This is a genomic window from uncultured Aquimarina sp., from assembly GCF_947492115.1.
Taxonomy (GTDB): domain Bacteria; phylum Bacteroidota; class Bacteroidia; order Flavobacteriales; family Flavobacteriaceae; genus Aquimarina.
Genome location: NZ_CANLMM010000007.1, coordinates 150,530 through 168,558, shown reverse-complemented (window position 1 = coordinate 168,558; position 18,029 = coordinate 150,530). Strand labels below are relative to the sequence as shown.

Below are 18,029 nucleotides of genomic sequence, written 5' to 3'. Positions count from 1 at the left end.
AAAATGAAGAAAGTTATCGTTGTTTCTGCTCATCCAGATGATGAAATTTTAGGGTGTGGAGGAACATTATTAAAACATATCGAAAAAGGAGATCAGGTTGATTGGCTAATTACAACCAGTGTGTTTACATCTCAAGGATTTACAAAAGAAAGAGTGGATAGTAGGGAAGAAGAAATCCAAAAAGTAAAGGAAGAATTAGGTATAAATACCATTTATAGATTGGATTACCCAACCATGAGTCTTACCGATGAATCTTTGATAAAAATGATACCTAAGGTGAGTAAGATATTTAATGAAGCTGAACCGGAGATTATTTATCTGTTAAATCGCTCTGATGCACACTCTGATCATAACATTACTTTTAGATCTGTAATGGCATGCACTAAATCGTTTAGATATCCTTTTGTAAAAAGAGTATTGATGTATGAATGTATATCGGAAACTGAATTTGGACCTACATTGCCTGAAAACGTCTTTATGCCTACATATTTTGTTGATATAAGTAAGTATAGAGACAAAAAAAATGAACTGATGAAAATTTATAGTTCAGAACTGGGAGAACACCCATTCCCTAGAAGTTTAAGAAATATGGATGCCTTATCCACTTTTAGAGGAGCTACTATAGGTGTAGAGTTTGCGGAAGCATTTCAAGTCTTAAAATGGATTGATAAATAAGAAAGTTGTGAAATTTAATATTACAAGATTATATTGACAAACTCTATGAGAAATTATAAAGAACACTTACTATTAACAAAGAGCACGATTAAGCAAGCATTAGTAAGATTGGATAAACTAGCTGGAGATGCAATTTTATTTGTAGTAGATGAAGATGAAACACTTATTGGATCTTTGACAGATGGAGATGTGCGTAGAGGTCTTTTAAAAGGTGTAACTATAGAGGATAAAGTAAATAGTATTATCCAGGAGAATCCTCGTTTTATTAAAAAGGGAGAAGAGAATATCCAGAAAATTATAGAATATAGAGAAGGTAATTTCAAAATACTTCCTGTTCTTAATAAAAAGAATAAAGTAGTCAATGTTATTAATTTTAGACAATTACGTTCTTATTTACCGATAGACGCAGTTATTATGGCTGGCGGAAAAGGGACAAGATTAAGACCACTAACCGAAACTACTCCTAAACCGCTGTTAAAAGTCGGAGATAAACCTATTATGGAACATAATTTAGATCGGTTGGCTCTTTATGGTATAGATGATTTTTGGGTATCGGTTAAATATCTAGGAGAACAAATAGAGGAGTATTTCGGGAACGGTAATTCTAAAAATACTAAAATCGATTATGTTTGGGAAGACGAACCTTTAGGAACTGTAGGCGCGGTGTCAAAAATTCAAAATTTTGAACATGATTATATTTTGATTACAAATTCTGATATTCTTACAAATTTAGATTATGAGAGCTTCTTTTTAGACTTTATTGATCAAGATGCGGATCTTTCTGTAGTTACAATACCATATCAGGTTAATATTCCATATGCAGTTTTAGAAACTAGTAATGGGCATGTCATCAGCTTTAAAGAAAAACCCACTTATACCTATTATTCTAACGGAGGAATATACTTGATGAAACGCTCAGTTTTAAAACATTTACCGCATAACACATTTTTTAATGCTACTGACCTAATGGAGAAACTGATTGAAGAAGATTCGAAAGTAATCTCCTATCCCTTGGCTGGATATTGGCTAGATGTTGGAAAACACGAAGATTTTGAAAAAGCACAACAGGATATTAAAAAAATCAAATTTTAGAAATGAATATTTTAATCACTATCTGCGCTAGAGGAGGGTCTAAAGGAATACCTGGCAAAAACATTAAGCACTTAAATGGAAAATATCTTATCGATTATTCTATAAAGCACGCTGAGAAATTTGCAAGTTTACATGATAATGTTGATATAACATTGTCAACAGATAGTCATGAAATTAAGGATGTGGCTTCAATATGTGGGCTAAATACAGAATATATAAGACCTGAATATTTAGGAGGAGATACAATTGGTAAAATGGACGTATTACATCATGTGTTGCAGTATGAGGAAAGCAATCGTCAAAAAAAGTATGATTTTCTTTTAGATCTTGATGTAACTTCACCATTAAGAACTATAGAAGATTTGGAGGAGGCTTTTATAACTATTATCAATAGAACTGATGCACTAAATATCTTTTCGGTTTCAAAACCAAATAAGAATCCCTATTATAATGTAGTCGAACTACAAGACGATGGTTATTGCAAATTAGTTAAATATAGCGATAGTAAATCCAGACAATCAGCACCAATTGTTTACGATATGAATGCTTCTTTCTATTTTTATCGTAGATCTTTTTTTGAACAAGGATTGAAATCTGCTATTACAGACAAAAGTTTATTATTTTTAATGGATCATATTTGCTTTGATTTAGATGAGCCGTTGGATTTCGAAATAATGGAGTTTTTGCTTTCACATAATAAATTAGACTTTGAAATATGAAAATTTTGATCATAGGATTAGGCTCTATTGCTCAAAAACATATTCGCGCTCTTAGAAAATTACGGCCTGATGCTGAGTTGTATGCATTGCGATCATTAAAAACGGCTCAAAAACAGGAAGGAATAAATGATGTTTATGATATCAACGAATTAGAAATAGGAATTATAGATTTTGCAATTATTTCGAACCCCACCTCTATACATCTCAAAACTATAAAAAGCCTTATTCCTTTCAATACTCCATTATTTATTGAAAAACCACTTTTTTCTGAAATAGGAAAGGACGCCGATCAAATTATTGAAGAAATTAATAACAAGGGAATTATAACCTATGTGGCTTGTAATCTTAGGTTTTTGGGCTGCTTACAGTTTATTAAAGAATATCTTAAAAACAAAAGAATTAACGAGGTCAATATATATTGTGGCTCCTATCTACCAGACTGGAGAGTCGGGAGAGATTATAAAACTACCTACAGTGCTAACAAAGAGTTGGGAGGGGGTGTACATATAGATTTGATTCATGAAATTGATTATGTGTATTGGATGTTTGGAAAACCCCAGAGAGTTTCTAAAGTGTTTTCGAATCATTCTTCTTTAGAAATAAGCGCATATGATTATGCCAATTATATATTAGGGTACGATAATTTTAACACTAGTGTTATTTTAAATTATTTTAGAAGAGACCCTAAAAGAACTTTAGAAATTGTTTTTGAAGACGAAACCATTTTAGTTGATATCTATAAAAATAAAGTTTATAAAAACAGTGATATTATTTTTGATTCAGAAAAAACTATAATGGACACGTATGAATATCAATTACAATTCTTTATGGATCATGTCCTTGCTACAAAAAAACAATTCAATACAGTAAATGAAGCTTATGAAATATTAAAAATATGTTTGGAGGAAGATTAAAAGAAAAAATAATTATTGTTACTGGAGGTAGTGGTTTAATAGGCAAGCCTGTTTTAGAACATTTAAAAAATAATGAAGCAATCGTTATTAACGCAGATATCAATGTGATAACAAATGAAAAAACTGATGATTATGCATGCGATATTACTTCTGAAACATCAATTTTAGAACTTATAGATACTGTAATTAAAAAATATGGTAGAATTGATGGTTTGGTTAATAATGCATATCCAAGAACCAAAGATTGGGGTAATAGGTTTGAAGAAGTATCCCTGGACTCCTGGAGACAAAATGTAGATATGCAAATGAATAGTGTGTTTTTTATTTGCCAGGCAGTTTTAAAGGTAATGAAAAAACAGAAATCAGGATCTATAGTCAATATATCTTCAATTTATGGTGTAGTGGGTAATGATTTTACTATTTACGAAGGATACGGAGGCACTTCTCCTGCGGCTTATTCAGCTATAAAAGGGGGAATTGTTAATTTTACTAGGTATTTGGCTTCCTATTATGGGAAGCATAATGTAAGAGTAAACTGTGTATCCCCAGGAGGTATCAAAGACAATCAACATCCATCTTTTATAGAAAGATACGAAAACAAGTCTCCGTTAAAACGTATGGGTCAGCCAGATGAGATAGCTCCAGCAATTACTTTTTTACTATCAGAAGAAGCTTCATTTATAACAGGCCATAATTTGATGGTCGATGGGGGCTGGACTGCAATTTAGGTATATGTAGTTTTAATTCTAAAAAAAGATGTTATATGGAGTAACATTTTTAGTCTTAATGACACAAACTAGTATAATTTAAAATCAAAGAAATGAAAAATTTATTATATTTTGGCAATAACACTTTTTTTAGGTTATACAGAAGATAATATTATTGATTGTCCGGCAAACATAAATATCGGGGTGGAGGCGATAGGAAGAGATTTTGTAGTGCTAAAATGGGTTGATACGCAAGGTTTTGAATCCAATTATGAATATGGAGAAGAAGGTTTTGTAAATGGACAACTATAGTTACTCAACCAGGAATCGGTGAATATAAATTACCTATATCTTCATTAGAGAGTGGAAAAGTTTATGAATTTACAGTGAGAGCTTTATGTAATAATAATAGTTTTGGTAACTATTCAGAAAAAATATCGGTAATTATACCCTAATAGAATATAATCTAGAAATCAAAATATTATGAAAATAAAGTTAAGTATTTGTTTTTCACTTATCCTGATGATCAGCATATTTCTTTTTAATGGTTGCAAAGAAATAGATAAAGAAGAAAAACGAGAAAAAGAAGTTGTAAAACCTAAACTATCACCTTATGTAAAGCTATTAGAAAAAACCCCAATTTATAATGATAGTATTTATAGTATTTATATTACTTCTATAAATAATAAAGATAAAATTTATTATGTAAAAAAAGGAGAATTGAGTGAAGTTCAGAAAAATAGTAAATTTTTCCTACATGTTTACCCGGTTGACAAGAGTTTACTAAAAGAAAAGACTAGTAATTTAGCTTTTGATTTTAAGAACAATGCAGTAAAATTTATGTTCAATAATGAAGTTTACTATGTTTCACAAACTGATGTGCCAGATTTATATATTGATAAAATAAATACTGGTCAATATGGGTATAATGGAGATCCAGCAATTAATTGGAGAATTAAATCAATATTAAGGTCGAAAAAAATACTTCCCATAATTAAACAAAATGGCGATCGCATATATTTATTAGATTATGATTTTTAAGTTTAATTTTTTTAGATGATTCAAATAATAAATAAAATAAGATTTGATATTAAAGCTGATAGATTAGGACCAGACTGTCCTTTTACACATTGGAAACTATATTTTAAAAGCAAGATGATTAAATTATGTAAGAATAAATTTGATTATTTTGGAAATGGTGCTGAATTTAGAGCTGGAGCATATGCAATTACTTGTTCTAAAATTAGTATAGGAGACAAAGTTGTTATTCGACCTGGAACAATGTTATTTGCTGACCCGCGTAAAAGTGATCAAGGTAAGATCACTATCGAAAATGGCGTTTTAATTGGTTCAGATGTTCATATTTATGTAGCAAATCATCGTTACGGTAAAGAAAATACACCTGTCATTGAGCAGGGACATTTTGAAGCTCAAAGTGTAACACTTAAAAGAGGTTGTTGGGTGGGTGCAAAAAGTATAATTCTTCCCGGAGTTACTATAGGAGAAAATTCAATAATTGGAGCAGGAAGTATTGTAACCAAAAATATTCCTTCTAATGTTATAGCAATTGGAAGTCCAGCCAAAGTTATTAAAAATACATATTCTGGTGAATAAGAGTTTAGAAAGTATATTAACTCGTTTGATTTCAATTGCAACGAAGTTTATATTAGTGACCTTTTTAGCAAAAACACTTACGTTATCAGAGTACGGAATTTACCAATTGGTTACATATTTTACACTTATCTCTGTATATGTTTTTGGAATGGAATACTATATGTATGGAAATCGAGAGGTTGCAAAAGGTGAAAATAATCTCGAAAAAATTAGTACCCATGTTAATTTTTTTATGACTTTATTACCCATAACTTTTTCTGTTCAATTTATTGGGCTTTTTATTTTATTACCACATGAAATATTAAATCCATTGAATATTTTGATTATTCTTTTTATTAATTTCTGTGATTATTTTAATCAAGAAGTCTATCGATATTTGATTATGATTCAAAGAATTGGAAAGGCAAACCTTTTGTTGGTCATAAAGTCGTTGACCCTTATGCTACTTATTGTTTTTTATTATTTATCTACAGGTACTTTAACAATCGAGATTACTTTACTATTAATGTTTGTTTCCTATTTTATTTTATTAATTTCTACATCTTTTCTTTTTTACAAGTTTATTCTTTTAAAAAGAAAGATTAAGATAGTCCGATTGTCTAGAAATAATTTTAAAGAGATTTTTCGTTTTTTAAAACCTTTTATTGGTTTGATGATTTGTACAAAAGGACTTGAGTTTTTTGATAAGTTTGCTATAGAATACTATTTAGGGACCACAGAAGTAGGAATTTATGGATTTTTATTTTCTATCGCATCACTAATACATGTTTTTGTCGTTAGCGGTTTTTATATAGTATATCTGCCGGAATTAGTTAAATTACACGAGAATAAAAATAAAGTACTGCTAAACAAGATGTATAAATTTAGTTTATTAACTTTTGTATCTTCAATAATTCTTTCAATTGGAGAAGTCCTTTCAATAGGTATTATATTAAATATAATTAATAAAAACGATATTGTAGATAATTTGAATGTTTTATACATTTTGTTGGGTGCTTTCTTTTTTCTTAATCTAACACTGATTCCTAGACTTGTGCTTTATGTTTCAGGTGAGGATAATTTATTGATGGTTGTTACAGCTGCAACTTTTGTTTTGAATGTCATATTAAATTTGATATTAATAAGGTTCTTTTCAATAGAAGGTGCAGCAGTTGCATTATTATTAACTTATTTTGTTGGTTTTCTAATTATTACATTTAAAGGAAATAAAGTTTGGAGTCAAATAAAAACAGAGTTTTTATAGTAATAGAAGAACATATGCAAGAGCGATATACTCATTTAATTAATAAGTATGGGTATAAGAATTTTTGTTTAAAGGATTTTCAAGGCTTGAATCTTGGGGCTTCTTTTTCTCATGTTTTTAAAAGAATATACTATAGAGAAATTCTAAATAAAGAGTACAATAAGCTTAGATTTTGGATTGAGAAGGTAAATACGGAAGTTAATATCGAAGTTGTGTACTTATCTAATTCAGAGGGTTATATTGCTCACAATATTGCGAGAAGATTGAGATATGATTTCCCAGAGATAACTTTAATAGCTTTACAACATGGTATTTTTGATATGTCTAGAATTCCTAAAAGATTTTCTAGGCTATTAATAAATAAATTTTGTTGGTTCTTTTTTAAAATTTGCCCACTAGGGGTTGGCTTTGGAGGTAAAATAGTGGATCAATATATAGTATATAACGAAGCTTATAAAGATTTTTTGATGACTGAATATAAATGGAAGGATCACGAAGTCAAAGTTGATTTAAGCTTTCTTAAGTCAGAATTATTTGAAAAAAAAGTAACTTCAAAGAAGGAAGATGATACCGCTATTTTTCTTTTACAGTGCCTCGCAAAAGCAAAATTGTGTAGCGCTGAACAAGAGCATTACTTGAACACTAAAACTCTTACTTACTTATCGAAAAAATACACAAAAGTTTTAATTAAAGAACACCCTGCAGCTACCGAAAATCATAGAGTAGAACTTATGCAAAATTGTGAATATATTGATAATCTAATTGAAGGTTTTAACAGAAGTTCCTTTGCATATAGCTATTCATCTACGGCGTTGTTGGATGCAGAAATTTTTGACATAGAGACATTTGCAATTAAGTCTGAAAAACTGAAATGGAGTAAGGATATATATAAATTATTTAAGAACACTATAAATTTTGAAAACGAAATCGATATCTAGAGTATTAACATCAATAATGATGTTAAGCATTCCGTTGAATTTCATCGTGTTAAATGGGGTCGGTAATTTATATATATCCACGACTCTATTATTTATAAACTTTTTTCTTTTATTATTTTTGACTGATGCAAATATCCTAAAAAAACCAAATACACTTCTAGCCCTTGGGTTTGGCTTATTCTTTATTTTTACCACTATAGTTAATATTTTTTTTGATAATCAGGAAATTATTAAAATGCAGTCAGTATACATTATATTGTACCTTCAAAATATACTGGCGTTTATAATATTCTATTATTTTTTTGACAGAATAAGTTTGGACTTCTTTTTAAAGTTGTTCTTGTTAATAATTGTTTTATCTGTATTCCGAATATTTATAGAAGAACCTAATCATATTTTTAGTTTTAGCACAATAAAAGGAGAAAGGATAGAAGCTTATTTTATTAGTGGAGTTAATAATTTTGCAATATTCATTGGAGTTGCCTTAATAATAAGTTTTTTTTATATAAAGAAAAGATTTCTGAAATTAATCCTATGTCTATTTTGGCTATTAGTTATTACCCTTACATTGTCAAGAGGAGCACTTTTGGGTGTGATAGTTACGTTATTTGCAGTAGCTTTCTACGATACAGACCGAAAGACTTTAAAGGCGTTAACAAAGTTTACTATATTTCTTTTGTTAGTTGGTGTCTTTGCCATATTTTATTTTGATAAAGTTGAAGTTCTTGTTGAACAATTTAACGATAGGTTTTTAAGCTTTTTTACAGGAGAAAAAAGTATTGAAACTTTTTCTTCGGGTCGAATTGATGTTTGGGGAAATATGATTGAGCGTATAGGAAATTCTAATTTTTCACAAATTCTATTCGGACATGGTGTAGGGAGTATTAATTTTGTCATATTAGGGGAATTAGATTTTGAATCTTCTCATAATGTATTTATTGATTTGGCATATCGGAATGGAATTATAGTATGCATATTGTATCTCATGATGGTAGTGCATTTATTTTGGCTTTTTATTAAAAACAGGAACAGGAATAAATTAACCTTGTTTGGCATTTTTTTCTTTATACATTTGGAACTAATGGTAAACCCAATGTTATTTGCCGCTCAAACGGGTTGGATTTATGCAATGATGCTTGTAATGTTTATTAAACAGAATAAATTAACAAGTGAATAAATGAAATAATGATCAATTAAAATGGATTTAATAGTAATAAAGGAAGGTTAATGGTTGTAAGATTAAATTTAAAGAAAACATACTATACCCGTTATTTTTTACCACTTGTATTAGGTTTAATTCCTATAGTTGCTGTTTTTGTTGGTGAAAATATTGTTCCATTATTTATAATACTTTCTGGGATATTATTCCTTTTTGAAAAGAGTAAAAAAGAGAATGTTCATAAGACAAAAAGTCTTTTATTACCTTACTTGATCTATATACTAGTTTATATATTTTATACAATAATATCGAGTGATATCTCTTTAGCACTAAAACAAATTGAAAGACAGATAGCAATTATGTTAATTCCTATTATTATCTTCTTTTCTTCGTGGAATATTAGAAGAATAAATTTTTTTTTAGAAACTTATTTGATTGCTCTTATATTGGTTTGTGTTTTCTCATTAATTAAATTATCTCATTTTTATTTTATTTGGTCTGATTGGGTGGAGATATCAAAGCCTAGTTATTTTCAATATAAATTCCCACATTTGTTAAATGCACACCCAACATATTGGTCATATCTTTTAATATTTGGTAATGCCATTTTGCTAAGTAATTCTTATTTTAAAATTGAGGTTAACAAGTATTTTTCGATATTCACCATAATTTTGTTTAATTGTATTTTATTATTGTTGTCAGCAAGAACACCGTTGTTGATTAATTTATTAGTTCATATTTTCGCGTTGGTTATTTATTTCCATCGTTTTAGGAATCAAACAAATCTTAAAATTAAGATCTTTTTCATTGTTATTGGTAGTGGATTAGGTCTTTTACTTTTCATTAATAATTCCTCTTTTTTTGTTACAAAAGTCCAGTCTATATCAGAAGATGAAAGGTTTTTTCTTTGGCCAAAAGCAATGGAAGAAATAAAAAATAATTACTTTATTTGGGGAGAAGGTGTTGGACAAGGTAATGAAGTGTTAAAACTCTATTTAGAAAAAATCGAGGATACTAGGATAAATTACAAGCAACATGATCTTCATAATCAATTTCTGAAAAATTATTTGGATATGGGAATTTTAGGTTTTTTATCATTGCTTTTTTTAATAGTATATCCAATTTTTAATATAAAAAAATATTTCGAATTTAATTATTTATTAGTATACTCTCATTGTTTAATTTTTCTCGTGGGAACTAATACTGAGTCTGTTTTGTATGTTTTAAAAGGGATTATTTTATTTGCTGTATTTTCTCCTTTTGTGATTCTTATATCTAGAAGTGAAGAGTACTTACTTAATAGTTAGTCCAATTTTCTAGTAGAATTTCTTTCTATTTGTCCACGAATTCCTGCAGATAAAAATGAAGGTTTTTCATATTGTGGATAGTGACCGGATTCTTTTAAAGTACCATATATGGAATTTGGAATAATTTCATGATATTTCTTCGCATCTTCCACAGGTAATAACTTATCCTGTGGACTGTGTAATATCAACACTGGAGTCCTTAATGAGGAAAGTATGGATTTAGGTAAAATAAAAATATTTTTTATTATATTTTTTCGTGTTAGAAATTCTAAATCCTTTCGAAGTTGTTTTTGTAGTCTATTAGTAATCGGCCAAGAAAATTTTGGGCGCTTATAGAACACTAAATCTAAACAGGAAATTATGTTTAAGTTTTCACCTATTTCTTCTAGGAATTTATTAAAAAACGGATTAGATGAATCGTTTATAAAAGGTGTATTTACTATTGTTAAGGACTTAACCTGTTTAGGATATAATGATGAAAAATAGATGCCAAATAATCCTCCAGTTGATATACCACAAATGTGATATTTATCTAATTTTAACTGATCAAATAAATCTTTGAGATAATAGATTTGATTTTGTATGCGATAATCTAAAGTTTCATCTTTAATGTTATCACCATGACCTGGAAGATCTGGGATTATAATGTGATAGTCTTTGGATAAATATTTTACCATTTTCAAAAATCCTTCTTTTCGATCAGCCAATCCGTGTAATAAAATTAAAGTGTCTTTTTTAGATGCTGAAATGCTAGAATAAAATGTAATGTTATATCCCTTTATAGTCTTTTGTCCTTTTATAAGATTTGATGCCATAGCCCTTTGCTGTGAAGCAATTTTGAACGTGGTATCGGGAAAGAAAAAATATAAAATAGTTCCAACACTTATTGAAACACTCAAAAGGAATATAAGTACTTTAGGTAATGATTTCATATAGTTAATAAATGCATTTTTGTGACATGTATTTTACAAAAGCTATTTTCAAAAGATTTAAAACATATAGCTAATTAATAAAAACTTTATTAATTATGATCAAAGAATGTTCAATTAAAATATATTTGCATATAAAAGTTTTTCATGAGTGCAGTTGCAATTATCTTTGGAGGTTCTGGTTACATAGGAACTCATTTGCTTCGCGAATTAATAAAACAAAACAAATTTGGCAGATATATTGTTGCGGATATTAAGAAGTTAAAAGGCTTTGATAAAGAAATAGATGCGAAACTTGTAGAATTTCGTCATATTGATGTGAGGGATAATGTAGATGTTGAGTTTTTAGGGATAAATAAAGATCAAAGTTGGATCTTCAATTTCGCAGCTGTGCATAGAGAACCTGGGCACGAATTTCAAGAATATTTCGACACGAATATCCCAGGTGCGGAAAATATAAATAGATTTGCGCGAGAAACAGGTATAAAAAACATTTTCTTTACCAGTAGTATAGCCCCTTATGGTAAATCCTTAGATCAAAGAATAGAATCATCTCCATTATATCCTGAAACAGCTTACGGAATTTCAAAAGGATTTGCAGAGAAAATACATAAAGAATGGCTAGCAGAAGATGATTCACGAAGATTGATCATTGTTAGACCTAGTGTTATCTTTGGCCCAAAAGATCCAGGCAACGTGTTTAGAATGATAAAAGCACTTAAAAAAGGAACTTTTGTATTACCAAATGGAGGAAAGGTGATTAAGGCATATGGTTATGTATATGGATTGATAGAAAGTATGATATTTACCATTCAAAAAAATGAAAAATTCATTGTTTATAATTACGCAGAAAACCCTGTGGTACCATTAAATGAAATGGTTACTATTGCAAAAGAAGAACTAAAGATCAAAAAACCAACAATTAAATTATCAGTTGGTATTTTGACTATAATTGCTTTTTTTGTGCAAATATTATTTAAGTTAATAGGGAAAAAATCGGATATTCATCCTGTTAGAGTTAGAAAAGCAGGATTTCCAACAAACATTAAACCACAATATTTAATTGATAATGGTTTTAAATTTAAGTATGATTTTAAAAATGCCATAAAGCATTGGAAATCCATGTCACCTGAAGATTTTAAATAATGAAAGTAGCAATAGTACATGAATGGATAACTGTTATTGCAGGATCCGAAAGTTGTTTTAAAGTATTTACAGAGATTTATCCAGATGCGGATATTTTTGTCTTGGTTTCTGATGAAAACAGCGTTAAAAAATTAGGGATAAATCCTGATAGAGTAACTAATTCGTTTATTCAAAAATTACCAAAAGCCAAAACTAAATGGAAGAATTATCTTCCGTTATTTCCATATGCAGTAGAACAATTTGATTTATCAGAGTATGATTTAATTATCTCTTCTTCACACGCAGTTGCTAAAGGAGTTATAACCAATGCAAACCAAACGCATATTTGTTATATATATTCTCCTATAAGGTATGCTTGGGACCTGTATCATCAATATCTTAAAGAAGCAAATCTTACCAAAGGAATCAAAGCGTTTTTTGCTAAATCAGTTTTACACTATATTAGAAGATGGGATTTAGGAACAGCTAATAGAGTAGATGCCTTTATCCCAATTTCAAAATATATTGAAAAAAGAGTATGGAGAACTTATCGTAGACAATCTTATAAGGTTATATATCCACCTGTAAATGTAGATGAGTTTAAGCTAAAAAAAGAAAAGGAAGACTTCTATCTTACAGCGTCTAGAATTGTTCCTTATAAAAAAATAGATCTTATTGTTGAAGCGTTTGCCAAGATTCCCGAGAAAAAGTTGGTTGTAATAGGGGATGGACCAGAATTTAAAAAAGTAAAAGAGAAAGCAGGGGATAATGTTTCAATACTTGGTTATCAAGAGTTTGAAGTTCTAAAAGATCATATGCAAAGAGCCAAAGCATTTATTTTTGCGGCTGAAGAAGATTTTGGGATTATACCAGTAGAGGCTCAAGCCTGTGGTACACCAGTATTAGCTTTTGGTAAAGGAGGCTCATTAGAAACAATAAAGGGAAAGTTTATAGATCAAGAGTTAACAAGTGAAGATACCGGAGTCTATTTCAAAAGTCAAACTGTAGACTCTGTAGTAGATGCTTTGAATTTTTTAGAAGAAAATTATGATGTTTTTGACCCTATAAATATAAGGGATTTTGCCCTTAAATTTGATAAAACATTGTTTAGAAAAAATATTGAAGAAACATTTAATCAAATCATTAAAGAAAGAAGGGAATGAAAAAAGCATTAATTACAGGAATAACTGGACAAGATGCGGCGTATTTAGCAGAGCTTTTATTAAATAAAGATTATGTAGTATATGGAACATATAGAAGGACTAGTTCTACCAATTTTTGGAGAATTGAAGAATTGGGAATAGATAATCATCCAAATCTTCATTTAATCGAGTATGATTTGATAGATTTATCAAGTGCCTATAGAATTATAGCAGATGTAGAACCAGATGAAATTTATAACCTTGCTGCTCAGAGTTTTGTGGGAGTTTCGTTTACGCAGCCAATTGCTACTGCTAACATAACTGGCATCGGAGCAATGAATTTACTGGAAGCTATAAGAACAATTAATCCAAAGATCAAGTTTTATCAGGCTTCAACTTCCGAAATGTTTGGTAAAGTACATGCTATTCCACAAAACGAAGAAACACCTTTTCACCCAAGGAGTCCATATGGAGTAGCAAAAGTTTTTGCTCATTGGGCTACTTTAAATTATAAAGAATCTTATAATTTATTTGCTACTAGCGGAATATTGTTCAACCACGAGTCTCCATTAAGAGGAAAAGAATTTGTAACAAGAAAAATAACAGATTCTGTAGCCAAAATACATTTGAATATGCAGGATGTACTGGAACTTGGAAATCTTAATGCAAAAAGAGATTGGGGATATGCTAAAGAATATGTAGATGGAATGTATAGAATGTTGCAGGCACCAGAAGCAGACACTTATGTATTAGCGACTAATCAAACCCAAACTGTTAGAGACTTTGTAACTTTAGCTTTTAATACAGTGGATATAGATATTGAGTGGACTGGTAAAGAAGAAAATGAAAAAGGGATTGATATAAAAACTGGAAAAACCTTAATAAGAGTAAACCCACAGTTTTACAGACCGGCAGAAGTAGATTTGTTAATTGGAGATGCTTCTAAAGCTGAGAAAAATTTAGGATGGAAACCTAAAACTACACTCGAAGAACTTGCGAAAATGATGGTTGAAAGTGATATCAAAAGAAATAAAGATGGAGGGTCTTTCTAATAACAGAATTTTAATTACTGGAATAACAGGTTTTACTGGTAAACATTTAGAAGAGTTTTATAAAAAAAATGGCTATGATGTATATGGTACTACTTTTTCCAAAAGTAATGATTCAAATCATTTTTTTTGTGATATAACAAAGAAAGAAGAAATAAACGCTGTAATTACAGATGTAAGACCTGATTATATTATTCACACAGCAGCTATATCTTTTGTCGCTGGTGAGAATCAGAATGAAATGTATAAAGTAAACGTTTTTGGAACTCTAAATCTTCTAGAGTCAGTACTAGAAGCTAAAATTTTTCCTAAAAAAATAATTATAGCAAGTAGTGCAGCTGTTTATGGAAGTATAGCTCCTATTCTTTCAGAAGATCTCTGTCCTAAACCAGTAAATCATTATGGAAATAGCAAATTAGCTATGGAAAATATGGTACAGAATTATTTTCATAGTCTTAACATAATTATTACAAGACCTTTTAATTATACCGGCGTGGGTCAGGCGGAAAATTTTTTGATCCCAAAGATTATTAGGCATTTTAAAAATAAGGCCAAGATTATTGAGTTAGGGAATATTAATGTATATAGAGAGTTTAATGACGTAAATTACTTGATAAAATGTTATCATCAATTGTTATTGTCAAAAGAATCATCAATTATTATAAATGTTTGCTCCTCCAAAACATATACCATACAAGAAATAATTAACTGTTTAGAGGAAATTACGAATCACAAAATCGAGGTAAAAATAAACGAAAAATATATTCGTAAAAATGAAATAGAAAGTTTAAGAGGTTCTACGAAAATGCTTAATGATTTCATTGTTAACAACACTTCCAGTGATTACAGTTTGAAAGAAACCTTAAAAAAGATGTATTTATCATAATTATTTTGATATGTAATTCTTAATAGGAATTGTATATCTCAAAAATCGAATCAAATAATATTATATTAGTTAATAAAATAATCTAATTACCTTATCAATTATTAAGATCTATATTTAATGAAATCGTCAAAAAAGGGCTTTTCTGTTTTTATAAAACCATTATTTTTATTAGTTGACATATTTATTCTTAACTTATTGATTCTGTTAATTGGAATTAATTCTAAACCACTATTTTTCTTCCATGTATATGTTTTAGTCTGTTGGGTTATTTTATCCTTTGCAACCGGTTTTTATGAAACAAAACGATTTTCTAAGGTAATTCATACATTCGCTTCATTAATAAGACAATTCTTAATTTTTACTTTGGTACTTTATGCTTTTATAGGTTTTTTTAAACAGCCTGGAATAAGTAGATTGGATTTAGGAAAGTACTTTCTAATATCCTTTATTACAATCGCTTTTGTCAAATACCTTTTGTTGTTCTTGTTAAATAAGTATAGGAAAGTTTTAGGAGGTAATTTTAGAAACGTTGTTGTTATAGGAAATAATAAAAAAACCCATCAACTAATAGAGACTTTTGAACAAAGAAGTGATTTTGGCTATAAGTTTCAAAAGAAATTTTGTGTTAGGGATAAAGGTTTTAAACTCGATGATTGTTTTAATTACATTTTAGATAATCAAATAGATGAAATATATTGTTCTGTTGCAGAACTTACTAACAAACAATTAAGGCAAATAGTTGGTTTTACTGATAATAATTTAAAAGTATTAAAATTTATTCCAGATAACAAGGATATATTTACTAAGAAATTGAGTTTTGATTATTATGGATATGTTCCCGTGCTTTCCTTTCGTGAGATACCTTTGGATGATCCAATCAATAAATTTGCAAAAAGAGGTTTTGATATTCTTTTGTCATTAGCAGTCTTAATCTTTATTCTATCATGGTTGACACCATTGATATTTTTATTAATTCAATTGGAGTCTAAAGGACCAGTCTTTTTTATGCAAAAAAGAAATGGATTGGATTATCGAGAATTTTATTGCTATAAGTATAGATCCATGAAACCAAGTACAAGTGGAAAGCAGACAACAAAAGGAGATGCTAGAGTAACAAGAATAGGAAAGTTTATAAGAAAGACTAGTATAGATGAATTACCACAGTTTATCAACGTCCTAAAAGGTGATATGTCAGTAGTTGGTCCAAGACCACATATGGTAAAACATAATGAGGACTTTTCCAGGAAAGTGGATAAATTTATGGTGCGTCATTTTGTAAAACCTGGAATTTCTGGTTTAGCTCAGGTAAGCGGTTTTAGAGGAGAAATAGAAACAGATAAAGATATCGTAAATCGAGTTAAATATGATATTTTTTATATTGAAAATTGGTCTTTATTATTGGATATAAAGATTATTTTTCTCACTGTGTTTAATGCTGTTAAAGGTGAAGAAAAAGCATATTAATAAAAATTTATATAAATCTGTGAATTAGTGTAAATAACAACCTATTAAGATAATCCTTAATTCTGGAGGTATTTATAAAAAGAATCTCAAATAAGTGTTTTTGTCTGAAAACATTTCTTTTACTAATATGTTTAAAAAGTTCTATTCTTTTTTTTTCAAAAAAATTAAAACATAGATTTCTTTCAATTTCATTAACTTTATTTTGAATATTAGTTTGGATAGTAACATCACTAATTTCTAATAAGAGTAGATAAAACATTTTTTTTAGAAACTGTTTATGTTTTTTGGTTTTAATAAGTACTAGCATTTTTTCTAGGTATAGAATAAAACCTGAAATTTGTCTTTCTTTTTTGTTTTGAGAAACACTCTCATTGTTGTTTTCTATTATATAAAAGGAATCTACTTTTGTAAATGGAAAATACCTATATTTAAAGTCTTTATTTAACAAAGCCCTGGCGTGTAGTTCTACATCTTGAAGTCTAGGAAAATTTTCGTCGAATCCTTTTATAGAAACCAGAAAGTCTCTACGCCATATAGGGCTCATAGTTTGCCAAGGATAACTTCCGCTTAAAAAACCTTTTAAGGGGTTGAAACTATATCGGGTAAACAACATGTGTCTTTTCCTTACAATTACTGTATTGAAGATACCCATATCAAGTTTGGTGTTTCGGAGCATTTTTTTAGATCTTTCCCTTATACAATTAGCAGATAAAGTATCATCGGCATCAAGAAAAATCACAAATTTTCCTGTAGAATAATTTAATCCCTCATTTCTACAAGAGTTAGCTCCTTTTTTTGAACTTTTACGCAGAAAAACTGAAAACCTAGTGTCATTTTTAATAAACTCTTTAACAACAGAAATAGTTTGATCGCTAGAATGATCATCGACGATGATACATTCCAAATTAGTATATGTTTGGTTTTTTACAGAATTAAGGGTTCTAAGGATTAAATTTTTGGAATTATACGAAGGAACTATTATGGACACCTTAGCCTCTTTATCAGAAATTTTACTATAAGAGTTCATATAATTTTATACTTGTTCAAATATACTATAGATTACTAT

19 protein-coding genes are annotated in these 18,029 nt (G+C 29.1%); 17 read left to right on the top strand and 2 right to left on the bottom strand.

The window, feature by feature from the left end; genetic code table 11:
* Nucleotides 1-3 precede the first annotated feature (3 nt).
* From Q1A73_RS19690 to Q1A73_RS19635, 12 genes are all read left to right on the top strand, one after another.
* Nucleotides 4-675, top strand: coding sequence for a PIG-L family deacetylase (locus Q1A73_RS19690; RefSeq protein WP_299609106.1), 672 nt, complete (start codon nucleotides 4-6; stop codon nucleotides 673-675).
* 45 nt (nucleotides 676-720) lie between these two features.
* On the top strand, nucleotides 721-1,767 hold the full coding sequence (locus Q1A73_RS19685) for a nucleotidyltransferase family protein (RefSeq protein WP_299609103.1): 1,047 nt from the start codon (nucleotides 721-723) through the stop codon (nucleotides 1,765-1,767).
* A gap of 2 nt (nucleotides 1,768-1,769) precedes the next feature.
* Nucleotides 1,770-2,486 carry an acylneuraminate cytidylyltransferase family protein gene (locus Q1A73_RS19680; protein WP_299609100.1) on the top strand — a complete coding sequence of 239 codons (717 nt, stop codon included), beginning with the start codon at nucleotides 1,770-1,772 and terminating at the stop codon, nucleotides 2,484-2,486.
* Nucleotides 2,483-3,400, top strand: a complete 918-nt coding sequence (locus Q1A73_RS19675) for a Gfo/Idh/MocA family oxidoreductase (protein ID WP_299609097.1) — start codon at nucleotides 2,483-2,485, stop codon at nucleotides 3,398-3,400. Before Q1A73_RS19680 ends, Q1A73_RS19675 begins: the two co-directional genes overlap by 4 nt.
* Nucleotides 3,382-4,128 (top strand): oxidoreductase, encoded by a 747-nt coding sequence (locus Q1A73_RS19670; protein ID WP_299609095.1) that lies wholly within the window; start codon nucleotides 3,382-3,384, stop codon nucleotides 4,126-4,128. Before Q1A73_RS19675 ends, Q1A73_RS19670 begins: the two co-directional genes overlap by 19 nt.
* Before the next feature lie 111 nt (nucleotides 4,129-4,239).
* Nucleotides 4,240-4,419 (top strand): hypothetical protein, encoded by a 180-nt coding sequence (locus Q1A73_RS19665; RefSeq protein ID WP_299609093.1) that lies wholly within the window; start codon nucleotides 4,240-4,242, stop codon nucleotides 4,417-4,419.
* 171 nt (nucleotides 4,420-4,590) lie between these two features.
* Complete coding sequence (locus Q1A73_RS19660) at nucleotides 4,591-5,148, top strand: hypothetical protein (protein WP_299609091.1); 558 nt, start codon at nucleotides 4,591-4,593, stop codon at nucleotides 5,146-5,148.
* A gap of 15 nt (nucleotides 5,149-5,163) precedes the next feature.
* On the top strand, nucleotides 5,164-5,721 hold the full coding sequence (locus Q1A73_RS19655; RefSeq protein ID WP_299609089.1) for an acyltransferase: 558 nt from the start codon (nucleotides 5,164-5,166) through the stop codon (nucleotides 5,719-5,721).
* On the top strand, nucleotides 5,714-6,964 hold the full coding sequence (locus tag Q1A73_RS19650; RefSeq protein ID WP_299609086.1) for a polysaccharide biosynthesis C-terminal domain-containing protein: 1,251 nt from the start codon (nucleotides 5,714-5,716) through the stop codon (nucleotides 6,962-6,964). Before Q1A73_RS19655 ends, Q1A73_RS19650 begins: the two co-directional genes overlap by 8 nt.
* The gene (locus Q1A73_RS19645; RefSeq protein ID WP_299609083.1) at nucleotides 6,934-7,902 is read left to right on the top strand and encodes a polysialyltransferase family glycosyltransferase; all 969 of its coding nucleotides are present in this window, start codon (nucleotides 6,934-6,936) and stop codon (nucleotides 7,900-7,902) included. The genes Q1A73_RS19650 and Q1A73_RS19645 overlap by 31 nt, the downstream gene beginning before the upstream one ends.
* Before the next feature lie 118 nt (nucleotides 7,903-8,020).
* Nucleotides 8,021-9,079 (top strand): O-antigen ligase family protein, encoded by a 1,059-nt coding sequence (locus Q1A73_RS19640; protein ID WP_299609080.1) that lies wholly within the window; start codon nucleotides 8,021-8,023, stop codon nucleotides 9,077-9,079.
* 50 nt (nucleotides 9,080-9,129) lie between these two features.
* On the top strand, nucleotides 9,130-10,368 hold the full coding sequence (locus tag Q1A73_RS19635; RefSeq protein ID WP_299609077.1) for an O-antigen ligase family protein: 1,239 nt from the start codon (nucleotides 9,130-9,132) through the stop codon (nucleotides 10,366-10,368).
* Here the strand turns inward: Q1A73_RS19635 and Q1A73_RS19630 are convergent.
* Nucleotides 10,365-11,183, bottom strand: coding sequence for an alpha/beta hydrolase (locus Q1A73_RS19630; protein WP_299609074.1), 819 nt, complete (start codon nucleotides 11,181-11,183; stop codon nucleotides 10,365-10,367). The genes Q1A73_RS19635 and Q1A73_RS19630 overlap by 4 nt on opposite strands.
* A 261-nt stretch (nucleotides 11,184-11,444) precedes the next feature.
* On the opposite strand from Q1A73_RS19630, the gene Q1A73_RS19625 reads away from it, so the two are divergent.
* The 5 genes from Q1A73_RS19625 (at nucleotide 11,445) to Q1A73_RS19605 (ending at nucleotide 16,963) form a co-directional block, all read left to right on the top strand.
* Complete coding sequence (locus Q1A73_RS19625) at nucleotides 11,445-12,443, top strand: NAD(P)-dependent oxidoreductase (RefSeq protein WP_299609071.1); 999 nt, start codon at nucleotides 11,445-11,447, stop codon at nucleotides 12,441-12,443.
* A complete protein-coding gene (locus tag Q1A73_RS19620; RefSeq protein WP_299609069.1) occupies nucleotides 12,443-13,585 on the top strand; it encodes a glycosyltransferase in 1,143 nt (380 codons plus the stop codon). Before Q1A73_RS19625 ends, Q1A73_RS19620 begins: the two co-directional genes overlap by 1 nt.
* Nucleotides 13,582-14,616 carry a GDP-mannose 4,6-dehydratase gene (gene gmd, locus Q1A73_RS19615; protein ID WP_299609066.1) on the top strand — a complete coding sequence of 345 codons (1,035 nt, stop codon included), beginning with the start codon at nucleotides 13,582-13,584 and terminating at the stop codon, nucleotides 14,614-14,616. The genes Q1A73_RS19620 and gmd overlap by 4 nt, the downstream gene beginning before the upstream one ends.
* Entirely contained in the window at nucleotides 14,600-15,499 is a 900-nt protein-coding gene (locus Q1A73_RS19610; RefSeq protein ID WP_299609064.1) for an NAD-dependent epimerase/dehydratase family protein, read from the top strand. Before gmd ends, Q1A73_RS19610 begins: the two co-directional genes overlap by 17 nt.
* A 117-nt stretch (nucleotides 15,500-15,616) precedes the next feature.
* Nucleotides 15,617-16,963: an exopolysaccharide biosynthesis polyprenyl glycosylphosphotransferase gene (locus Q1A73_RS19605; protein WP_299609062.1), complete on the top strand. Its 1,347-nt coding sequence runs from the start codon at nucleotides 15,617-15,619 to the stop codon at nucleotides 16,961-16,963.
* Between the two features lie 7 nt (nucleotides 16,964-16,970).
* Here Q1A73_RS19605 and Q1A73_RS19600 read toward each other — a convergent pair whose 3' ends face one another.
* Entirely contained in the window at nucleotides 16,971-17,990 is a 1,020-nt protein-coding gene (locus tag Q1A73_RS19600; RefSeq protein ID WP_299609059.1) for a glycosyltransferase family 2 protein, read from the bottom strand.
* Nucleotides 17,991-18,029: the final 39 nt, after the last annotated feature.

Coding starts and splice junctions, on each gene's coding strand:
- Q1A73_RS19680 (WP_299609100.1), top strand. CDS start 1,770: ATGAATATTTTAATCACTATCTGCGCTAGAGGAGGGTCTAAAGGAATA.
- Q1A73_RS19610 (WP_299609064.1), top strand. CDS start 14,600: ATGGAGGGTCTTTCTAATAACAGAATTTTAATTACTGGAATAACAGGT.
- Q1A73_RS19635 (WP_299609077.1), top strand. CDS start 9,130: ATGGTTGTAAGATTAAATTTAAAGAAAACATACTATACCCGTTATTTT.
- gmd (WP_299609066.1), top strand. CDS start 13,582: ATGAAAAAAGCATTAATTACAGGAATAACTGGACAAGATGCGGCGTAT.
- Q1A73_RS19630 (WP_299609074.1), bottom strand. CDS start 11,183: ATGGCATCAAATCTTATAAAAGGACAAAAGACTATAAAGGGATATAAC.
- Q1A73_RS19675 (WP_299609097.1), top strand. CDS start 2,483: ATGAAAATTTTGATCATAGGATTAGGCTCTATTGCTCAAAAACATATT.
- Q1A73_RS19660 (WP_299609091.1), top strand. CDS start 4,591: ATGAAAATAAAGTTAAGTATTTGTTTTTCACTTATCCTGATGATCAGC.
- Q1A73_RS19605 (WP_299609062.1), top strand. CDS start 15,617: ATGAAATCGTCAAAAAAGGGCTTTTCTGTTTTTATAAAACCATTATTT.
- Q1A73_RS19670 (WP_299609095.1), top strand. CDS start 3,382: ATGTTTGGAGGAAGATTAAAAGAAAAAATAATTATTGTTACTGGAGGT.
- Q1A73_RS19600 (WP_299609059.1), bottom strand. CDS start 17,990: ATGAACTCTTATAGTAAAATTTCTGATAAAGAGGCTAAGGTGTCCATA.
- Q1A73_RS19620 (WP_299609069.1), top strand. CDS start 12,443: ATGAAAGTAGCAATAGTACATGAATGGATAACTGTTATTGCAGGATCC.
- Q1A73_RS19625 (WP_299609071.1), top strand. CDS start 11,445: ATGAGTGCAGTTGCAATTATCTTTGGAGGTTCTGGTTACATAGGAACT.
- Q1A73_RS19685 (WP_299609103.1), top strand. CDS start 721: ATGAGAAATTATAAAGAACACTTACTATTAACAAAGAGCACGATTAAG.
- Q1A73_RS19690 (WP_299609106.1), top strand. CDS start 4: ATGAAGAAAGTTATCGTTGTTTCTGCTCATCCAGATGATGAAATTTTA.
- Q1A73_RS19655 (WP_299609089.1), top strand. CDS start 5,164: ATGATTCAAATAATAAATAAAATAAGATTTGATATTAAAGCTGATAGA.